This is a genomic window from Foetidibacter luteolus, from assembly GCF_009650435.1.
Lineage (GTDB): Bacteria > Bacteroidota > Bacteroidia > Chitinophagales > Chitinophagaceae > Foetidibacter > Foetidibacter luteolus.
This window is the reverse complement of the sequence record NZ_VVIP01000089.1, coordinates 60416-69974: the sequence shown is the minus strand read 5'-3', so window position 1 is coordinate 69974 and position 9559 is coordinate 60416. Positions and strand designations below refer to the sequence as shown.

Annotated in this window: 6 protein-coding genes; all 6 read left to right on the top strand. The window is 42.6% G+C overall.

Annotated elements, in window-relative coordinates; genetic code table 11:
- Positions 1-193 precede the first annotated feature (193 nt).
- The 6 genes from F0364_RS26585 (at position 194) to F0364_RS26560 (ending at position 9465) form a co-directional block, all read left to right on the top strand.
- Positions 194-697 (top strand): YegJ family protein, encoded by a 504-nt coding sequence (locus tag F0364_RS26585; protein ID WP_153800858.1) that lies wholly within the window; start codon positions 194-196, stop codon positions 695-697.
- Positions 698-1278: 581 nt separating this feature from the next.
- Complete coding sequence (locus tag F0364_RS26580) at positions 1279-1872, top strand: hypothetical protein (RefSeq protein WP_153800857.1); 594 nt, start codon at positions 1279-1281, stop codon at positions 1870-1872.
- Positions 1873-2734: 862 nt separating this feature from the next.
- Entirely contained in the window at positions 2735-3127 is a 393-nt protein-coding gene (locus F0364_RS26575) for a hypothetical protein (RefSeq protein ID WP_153800856.1), read from the top strand.
- A gap of 161 nt (positions 3128-3288) precedes the next feature.
- Complete coding sequence (locus F0364_RS26570; RefSeq protein WP_153800855.1) at positions 3289-4029, top strand: hypothetical protein; 741 nt, start codon at positions 3289-3291, stop codon at positions 4027-4029.
- A 554-nt stretch (positions 4030-4583) separates the two neighbouring features.
- Entirely contained in the window at positions 4584-7679 is a 3096-nt protein-coding gene (locus F0364_RS26565) for a SusC/RagA family TonB-linked outer membrane protein (protein ID WP_235921305.1), read from the top strand.
- Between the two features lie 10 nt (positions 7680-7689).
- Positions 7690-9465 carry a RagB/SusD family nutrient uptake outer membrane protein gene (locus F0364_RS26560; RefSeq protein WP_153800854.1) on the top strand — a complete coding sequence of 592 codons (1776 nt, stop codon included), beginning with the start codon at positions 7690-7692 and terminating at the stop codon, positions 9463-9465.
- Positions 9466-9559: the final 94 nt, after the last annotated feature.

Sequence of the window (9559 nt, the reverse complement as noted above, 5' to 3'; positions counted from 1 at the left end):
CACCGGTTATATGGAACTGATGGGTGTTGATCTAACCAAATAATGCAAGAGCGGGATTGCATTATTTTTGCATTGGCATCATCTCTGCCGCAAAGTCCAGTACGGAGACTGTTGCGGAGAAAGGCTTCGGGTGGGACATTTTGCGGGAAAGGAATATTTGTTAAGCACTATTTTTAAAACGATACATCTAGCTATGAAGCAATATTTGCTGAAATTGATCATTTTAATTGGACTTGTAAGTTGCAATAATAATCAAACGACAAAAATCGAACGTGATGGGGAACCAGAAATTTACGGTGTTACAGACACAGACGCTGAAATGAATGGAGCGATAAAAACAGCAAATCAGACACTTGCCAAATTTAATGAGGCATTAAAAAGTGGCAATCCAAATTTTGAGTATTTTGCTCTTAAAACACGATTTAACACTCCAGATGGTGCTGAACATATTTGGGTAAGCAATATTACAATTAAAGACAATAAGTATTTTGGTGTCGTGGACAATCTACCAGAATCAACTACAGCCGTGAAATTAGGCGACACTATTCAAATCAAAGATGACAACATTAGTGATTGGATGTATATTGACAATCAAAGATTACGTGGTGGCTATACTATTAGAGTGTTACGAAATCGCATGACTGAACAGGAAAGAAAACAGTTTGATGAAGAAAATGGGTTAATTATTGAAAACTAAAGAATGTTGCATGATAACTAAAGTTTTGCGGTAGGGAAAATGCAGATGCGCATAAATAAACAAATGCCGCGTTTACCATAATAATAAGTTTATTGTCTTAAAGTTACAAGGCACCAAAATCCCCCGAAAATTGGGGCAGGCGCATCCGAAACAGATGGCATTTATTTCGCCTTCACCCTTTGAACGGTGGACAGGTTTGTTTCATTCTGTCACCAGTTGTACGGAACTGATCGGTGTTGATCTAACCAAATAATGCAAGAGCGGGATTGCTTTTTTTTGCATTGGCGTCATCTCGTACAGGAGACTGTTGCGGAGAAAGGCTTCGGGAGGGACATTTTGAGGGAAAGGAAAATGGACATGCTAACATTTTTTTGATTAAACAGACAGGTAAGTGGACAAAAAAAATAAGAATTTTGCAAGAAATGTATTTGAAAAGTGAGGTCTGCTTTGGGTTGGTTTAAGTAGCTTGCTGGTTATAAAAAAATCTTTTCAATACTGAGCTGCTTTTAGTTTGTTTAACCTTTTTTTGCTATTTACAAAATATACTTGCCAAATATTTTTTTTATATTACAATATCTGAAATGAAAACGTATTTTATTATTCTTCTCCTCATTAATTTTCTTTTAACTGGCTGCAAAGCGCAAACAAAATCAGAACAAAAAACTGTTTACAACGAGGATTTTAAATGGACTATAATCATTCCTGCAGGATTTGACACGGTTAGTACCGGTACGTGGGCCAATATGCAAAATCGCGGTGAAGAAGCGATTGAAAAAACATATAATGCGCAGCTTGAGAATAACTCAAAAACAATATTCGTTTTTAAGAGTGATCAGTTTAATTACTTCGAATCCAATTGGCAACCCTTCGATACTGCAGTGGATGGTAATTATCTTGAGAGTTGCCAAGAAGTTAACAGTATGCTCTATGGAGCTTTTGAAACTCAGATGCCGGGTGCAAAATTTGATTCGTCAACCTCGACACAGGTTATAAGCGGGCTTACGTTTCAATCATTTAAAGTTGTGATAACTTTTCCAAATGGCATGATTATGAATGGTCTGATGTACAGTCGTCTTTTTGATAAAAAAGAATTTTCTGTGAATATTATGACCGTTGACAGACAAAAAGAGAAAGAACTGCTTGATTCCTGGTTAAAATCAAAATTTGATAAATAGATAGTTAGCTATCCGGTACTTTGCCCCAAAAAACTGCGCATTGGCGGGGAAAATTTACTTCTCCTTAAAGCCTCCTGCAAGGGACTTCACTTCTCCGCAAAGTCTCCTGCAAGGGACTTTGCGGTAGGGGAGAATGCAGAAGCCATAAGTAAACAAATGCCTCTTTTACTATAATAATAAGTTTATTGTCCTGAAGTTACGATACGCCAAAATCTCCCGAAAAATTGGAACAGGTGCCCAGAAACAGATGGCATTTATTTCGCCTTCACCCTTGCACAGTGGATAAGCTTGATTTATCCTGTCATCAGTTGTATCGAACTGATGGATGTTGATCTAACCAAATAATGCAGGAGCGGAATTAAATACTTTTTTTGCATTGGCGTCATCCCTGCCGCAAAGTCCCTTGCAGGAGACTTTGCGGAGAAAGGAAAGGTGATAGGTATGCCGTGTTCCGGGGTGATGCAACAGGCGAATATGTTTTTTTTCCTGGAGCAAGCATAACAGATTTTGGTGTTACGGACGGCGCTGGTGCTACAACTTCAAATGGAGGAATTCGTATGAGTACGGTGGGAAATGGATTGGCCGACTTACAACATGAATACGGCAATTTTATCCAAGCGTAAGTGTATGGATCAATGGTTTATAATCTGATAATTGTTCCGGCTAGTCTTTGGAGTGCTGCAACCAACTCATACTACAATCACCAACAATTCTGGACCGAAAAAGACGCAAACGCTTGGGCAACTGTATTCTTTGGTCTCAAGTCAGCAATCGGACAAAATGCATCATTTCCAAAAGAGTTTACTGATAAGTTCGAACAAATCAAAAAAGAATAAATTTCATTAAAAAAAATGATCTTGATATGAATAAAGTCTTAGTTGTACTCTTTCTTATTTCTTCTTGTGTTTATGAGCCTCGAAAGCCTCTGCTCGCTATTTTTATAAACAAGTCGCCTAATGCTATTTACATTCTTTACGAATCATACCCGACGGATGATGGGTTGTGGTATGGAACTAGGCATTTTATAAATGCTAATTCCACTTACAGATTATATGGTCCAGATAATCTACCTGGAAATGATAAAAAAGTACACCTTTTTATTTTACATGCGGACAGTATTAATACATATATTAAATTAGGGCAAAAGAATGATATTTTTAAAAAGTCACTTATCGAAGAATATGTAATTGAAAGAGACAGTTTAAGAAAAAATAAAACCATTATTTATTATGGAAAGAATCTTAAACACGATTAGTAATAACCTTAAAAACGTTTGATTTATCCGCGCTTCTTAACTAATGCTGCGTTTTCAGGAAACCATGCTGGGTTTATTCATCGAGGAATTCGAAAAAGCCAATATGATGATGTCTGGAATTCCAAGTCATTATATATATTTTTATTCCAAAACGAAACATTATGAAGATATTATATTTCTTAGCAATGTATTTACTGTTTTTTTCTTGCGTCAAATCACAACTCGTCCAGCCAGGGCAAGCAAATAAGGAGAATATTCAAGTTGCTAGATTATTTGGCACATGGGCATCTTCAAAAATAGATAGTGCTTTAGCCTTTGAGACCAAAGTAGAAAAGGTATTTAGACCATTAAGCGGTTTTTCTATCTTTTTTGACAAAAATATCAGAATGTATGTGATTGATATTCAATATGGTGAACGAAGTTTTAAATATAAGTTCAAATCACTGTATATAAAAAATGAAGATCGATTGTTTGGGGTTTCAAATGGAAAAGTAAAAAATATTGGAAAGATTAATCTTTCCAATTTACAAATAATTGAATTTAATCTTATTAATAAAAACGTGTACGATAATTATCGTCCGGCAGTTTACAAAAAGATTTCAGACTGTATTATAGATTGTTCGATTGAATCTTTTGTCAAGTATCTTGTTATTGAAAAATTTTTCCCATTGAAAGTTGATTATGAACATGATACTGTAACTCTGAGCCTTAATAAAAAACCTTGTGCTTGCTACGGTTCAGTTTCAGGAATTTATGGGTATTCGTTTTGTCAAATTCTTAATTTTCGAAAGCATGAAAAAGATATTGAAATCTCAATCGCTTTGGAAAATAATAAAGCTAGACGGAACTCTTTTTTTAAACTAACTATTGGACAAAAAAATGTATTGACGAAAATTAAATGAAATCATCGGCCAGAGAGGACGTTCCCCTGCTTTTGGTAGAATGTGCCAAAATAAAAGCATGATGCTATCCAAAGAGTTAGCGTCAAGCGGCTCTTTGGATTTTAAATAAGAGACAGTCTTCGGACTGCCTCAGGCATAATACTCCTTACAATCAATGCTATCTTGCGGGCAAAGCCTCATAGTAATTCCATTGCCCAATGGCTGCCGGATTGAAGCGAAAAGCCCGCAACCACGAGGCACGAGTGGTGAGGACTTGCAGCGTAAAGCCGGAACTGTTGTAGCATAATGCGATGGCGATAAAAGCCCCAAAAACTTCTTACAGTTTTGCCTTATCAAAAACAACAACAGGATCATTAGCGTTATTGCCGGGCCCATAATTGTTCTACTGTACTGACCCGATTGCTGCTTTGCTGCAATATTGTTTGAATTGCCAGCTATTGTTTATCAACATGTTATGTTTATTGGCGCCGCCCTAACCTACCAGTCCATCATGATAGTTCAGGATAGTTGTCTCCGCCGCGTTGTTTACGTTTATGGCATAAAACGATTGCATTATGTCAAAGCTAACTATGCTTAAACGGCTACTCTCTCTTGTTTTGTTTCTTCCTTTTTCCGTACTGCTCCACGCACAGGGTTCCAAAAAATTATCAGGTACAGTTACCGACGAACAAAATGTAGCGCTTTCGGGTGTTTCGGTGTCGGTAAAAGGAACATCGGTGTCTGTAATAACCGATAGCAAGGGCAAGTTTAGCCTGAATGTAAGTGATACGGCCACAGTGGTTTTCACCTTTATTGGTTATACCGCCCAGGAAGTTGATGTAAAGGGTAAAAACAGTATAGATGTTTCGCTGAAACCAGATGCTGCCAGCCTGCAGGATGTGGTGGTGGTGGGTTATGGCACACAGAAAAAAACTACCCTTACCGGCTCTGTAGTGGCGGTTAGCGGCGATGTTGTTAAGAAGTCGCCTGCGCCTAACGTTTCCAATTCGCTGGCGGGCCGCCTGCCGGGGCTGGTAGTGGTTTCCAGAACAGGCGAGCCAGGAAACGACGGCTCTTTGTTGCGCATAAGGGGCGTAAATACCCTGGGTGACAATTCTCCGCTCATTATTGTTGACGGTATTCAAAACCGCGGGCTGGACCGTATTGACCCATCCAACATAGAATCCATTACCGTATTGAAAGATGCTTCCGCAGCCATCTATGGCTCGCAGGCGGCCAATGGTGTAATACTGGTTACCACCAAGCGGGGGAAATCAGGCAAGCCGCAGATTGAAGTAAGCCTGCGGCAGGGATGGAACCAGCCCACCGTGCTGCCCAAAATGGCGGATGCTGCCAGCTATGCGGAAATGATTAACGACATTAAAATGTACCAGGGCCAACCGGCCAGGTACACCGAAGAGGATATACAGAAATACAGGGATGGGTCAGACCCCTGGGGCCACCCTAATACAGATTGGTTTAAAACAGTGATAAAACCATGGTCAAGCCAGCAATACGCCAGTATTTCTCTTTCAGGAGGCAACGACAGGGTGAGGTATTTTGTATCTGGGGGCGGCAACTACCAGGATGGTATTTTTTACAATAGCGCCAACCACTATTCCCAGGTAAACTTCAGGAGTAACCTTGATGCCAATATTTCCAAAAGCATTCACCTGAATGTGGATTTTGCCGGCGGGCAGATGAATGCCCATTTCCCCGGCACAGGCATTGGCGGCGATGCGCTGAACAACTGGTGGGCCTTAAACCGCCAATACCCTTACCTGCCAGCCTACTGGCCCAATGGCTTGCCTGGTCCGGATGTGGAATACGGCCAGAACCCCGTACTTACTACCACGAATGCCACCGGCTATTTGCTGGATAAAACCTACTTGTTACAAACCAACCTTAAACTTGACATAAACATACCCTGGGTGCCCGGCTTATCTGTTACCGGTACGGTTAGTTACGACAAATCAATACTTAACCGCAAACAATTTACAAAGCCCTGGTATGTGTACACCTGGGATGGTGTATCCAGGGATGCAGACGATGTGCCGGTATTGGTAAAGGGCACACGTGGGGTAACGGATGCCAGGTTATGGCAGGCGATGACGGACGGCAACAGCTCTACCATCCGGGCGCTCATCAATTACCAGTTCAGCATAGCGGAAAGGCACAGGTTTAAATTTTTCCTGGGCGCGGAAAGGATATCCGGGGCTTCTATGAACTTTAACGCGTTCCGCAGGTACTTTACCTCCACGGCCATTGACCAGATGTTTGCCGGTGGTAACCTCTTAAAAGACAATGGTGGTTCCGCGTCAGCCGATGCCCGTTTGAGCCAGTTCGGCAGGTTTAACTACGACTACGACGGTAAATACCTGGCTGAATTCGTGTTTAGAAGAGATGGCTCCTATGTATTTCCGGAAGGTTCCCAGTACGGCTTCTTCCCGGGTGTATCACTGGGATGGAGAATTTCAGAAGAAAGCTTCTGGAAAAATCATATTCACTTTATTGATGAGCTCAAGATCAGGGGCTCATGGGGGCAAACAGGTAATGACCGCATTGCGCCTTACCAGTTTGCGGCCAACTTTGCCTACAACGGAACGTATACCTTCAACCAGAACGTGGTTGCCAATACCACCAGCCAGGTACGTACGCCTAACCCCGATATTACCTGGGAAGTTGCCAACCAGGCAAACATAGGTTTTGACGCACAGTTGCTGAACAAAAAGCTGGATATATCCTTTGACTATTTCAACAATACACGTTCTAATATCCTTTGGTGGAAGAACGCATCGGTGCCTGCTACGGCGGGATTGAGCCTGCCGCAACAGAACTTTGCCAAAGTGGCCAACAAGGGTTTTGAATACCAGGTAACCTACCGTAATCAAATTGGCAAATTGCTGTATACCGTTTCCGTTAACGGGTCTTATGCACAGAACAAGATATTGGACTGGGATGAAACACCCGGCGTTCCGGAATACCAAAAGTCAACCGGCCACCCCATGAATGCCAGCTTGTATTACCAGGCAATCGGCATATTCAGAGACCAGTCAGCAGTTGACAAATACCCGCACTGGGGTGGCGCACAACCCGGAGATATCATTTTTAAGGATGTGAATGAAGATGGAAAAATTGATGGGCTTGACAGGGTGCGGGATAAGAAAACAGATGTGCCCACTTTTACAGGCGGCTTCAACCTAAACCTTGAATATAAAAGTTTTGACCTTTCTATTTTAATACAGGGGGCAGCAGGCGCCAACAGGGCATACACCGAGTTTTCCGGTGAGGCAGGCAATTTCAGGATGGAAAATGTAACCGGCCGCTGGACACCCGATAACCCGGATGCGCAGAAACCCCGTGCATGGAACCGCACATCCCAATACTGGATGGCCGACGGATGGCCTAACAACACCTATTGGGTAAGAAGCAGTGACTATATAAGGCTGAAGAATGTAGAGCTGGGCTACCAGTTTCCGCAGAAAATGATCGGCAGGATAGGCCTTAACTCGCTCAGGCTTTATGCCAACGCGTTTAACCTGCTCACCATTACCGGGTTAAAGGATTTTGATCCTGAATCGCCCAATACAGCACCCGGCTCCATCTGGGTGAACAGCCAGGTTTACCCCCTGAATAAAACACTTTCTTTTGGCGTAATAGTTACTTTTTAAAATCTGCAACATGAAAAAATTAATATATAAAAGCCTTCCTGTTTTTTTAATAATTGCGCTGGCTGCCTGCAACAAGGATTTCTTGAATAGAAAATCATTAACGGAGTTCTCCAGCTCAGACGAATGGAGCGACCCGGCACTGACAGCTACCTATATTAATGGCATTTACAACGAAATACCCATTGATATAGCCATGAACGCGGCTAATGTAGATGAAGCAAGATCCAGGGATGCAGATGGCACCAATTTCAATAACATGATCATCACCCAGGATGATGGCGAATATGGCGGCTGGTCCGGCGCCTACAGTTGCATTCGCCATTGCAATACGGCGTTGGAAAATATAGTGCAGGCTTCTTTTGATGCCACACCGGTTGATGGGGTTACTTTGAAAGACCGCATGTTGGGTGAAGTACATTTTCTAAGGGCATATACCTACTTCAGGCTTACCTGTTACCACGGCGGCGTGCCCATTATTACCAACGTTTACGGGCTTAACGACGAGTTTAAAATAGCACAAAGCTCCTATGCCGATTGTATTAAGTTTATTGTTGCCGATCTTGACACCGCGGCCAGTATGTTACCGCTTGTTCAAAGCGGGGATAATGACGGGCGTGCAACAAAAGGCGCTGCATTGGCACTAAAAGCGAGGGTATTGCTGTACGCGGCAAGCGATTTGCATAATCCTCAAAAGAATGGCGCGGTTACGGGTGGGTATGCACATCCGGAGCTGTTGGGTTATACGGATGGCGATGCCGCTGCAAGATGGCTGGCTGCTAAAAATGCCGCCAAAGCAGTGATGGACCTGGGCAATTACAGTTTGTACAAGCCTGACCCTGCTTCTGCGGAAGAAGCCACACAGAACTATAGCGATTTATTCGTTATGCCCAGGAGCAGCGAGGATATTTTTGTAAAATATACCGCGGCTTCTACCGGTGGTGGATACAATGGCTGGGTGTTGGCGCCCAACGGATGGTACGGAAATGCCGGTGTGGGGGCACTTAATGACCTGGTGGATGCTTACAACATGGCCGATGGTTCAAAATTCAGCAGGAACAACCCGGCACAGGCGGCTGAACCTTACAAAAACCGCGACCCGCGTTTGTATGCCACGGTTCTTTTTGAAGGAAACAAATACAGAACACGTCCTGCGGATTTAACGGCGTACGATCCAATCGGTGTAGGGCAGTTTGGTATTTGGGAAAAATGGAACAGCAGTACCAACCAAAAGTACCTGGTATATGGCCTTGATACAAGAAACAGTATTGCCAACCCCTGGAATGGCAATGAATGTGGCGCAACCATGCTGAAATTTTTAAGCAAGTCGGCCGATATTCAAAAAACTTTCCAGGATTTAACTTACCGGCCAATACGATACAGTGAAGTAGTACTTAACTATGCTGAAGCATGTCTTCAGTTGGGAGAGGAAGAAGAAGCCCGGCAGTATATCAACAGCATCCGCAAACGGGCTTTTATGCCGGGTATTACTTCTGCAGGTGCGGCACTGGTAGCAGATTACCGCAATGAAAGGCGTATTGAACTGGCGTATGAAGGGCATCGCTTTTTTGATGTACGCCGCTGGATGACAGGGCCTGAAGCTTATCATGATGTACATGGAGTACAGATTGTATATGAATTAAAGCCAGACCATACTACCGCGGCCATACCCACTGTTACACCTAAAGTAATCAGAACCGGCAAGTGGGATAATAAAGCTTATTTTTTCCCCATTACAAGGGGCGAAACAAACAAAAACGATATGTTGGTGCAGCTTCCGGGCTACTGATCATTCAGTCATTTTTTGGGGAGAAGAACCTATAGCAAACCCAGGTTTGAGTTGTATTTGTATTACAAGCTCAAGCCTGGGTTTAGTTAGTTTA

Coding starts and splice junctions, on each gene's coding strand:
- F0364_RS26570 (WP_153800855.1), top strand. CDS start 3,289: ATGAAGATATTATATTTCTTAGCAATGTATTTACTGTTTTTTTCTTGC.
- F0364_RS26585 (WP_153800858.1), top strand. CDS start 194: ATGAAGCAATATTTGCTGAAATTGATCATTTTAATTGGACTTGTAAGT.
- F0364_RS26560 (WP_153800854.1), top strand. CDS start 7,690: ATGAAAAAATTAATATATAAAAGCCTTCCTGTTTTTTTAATAATTGCG.
- F0364_RS26580 (WP_153800857.1), top strand. CDS start 1,279: ATGAAAACGTATTTTATTATTCTTCTCCTCATTAATTTTCTTTTAACT.
- F0364_RS26565 (WP_235921305.1), top strand. CDS start 4,584: ATGTCAAAGCTAACTATGCTTAAACGGCTACTCTCTCTTGTTTTGTTT.
- F0364_RS26575 (WP_153800856.1), top strand. CDS start 2,735: ATGAATAAAGTCTTAGTTGTACTCTTTCTTATTTCTTCTTGTGTTTAT.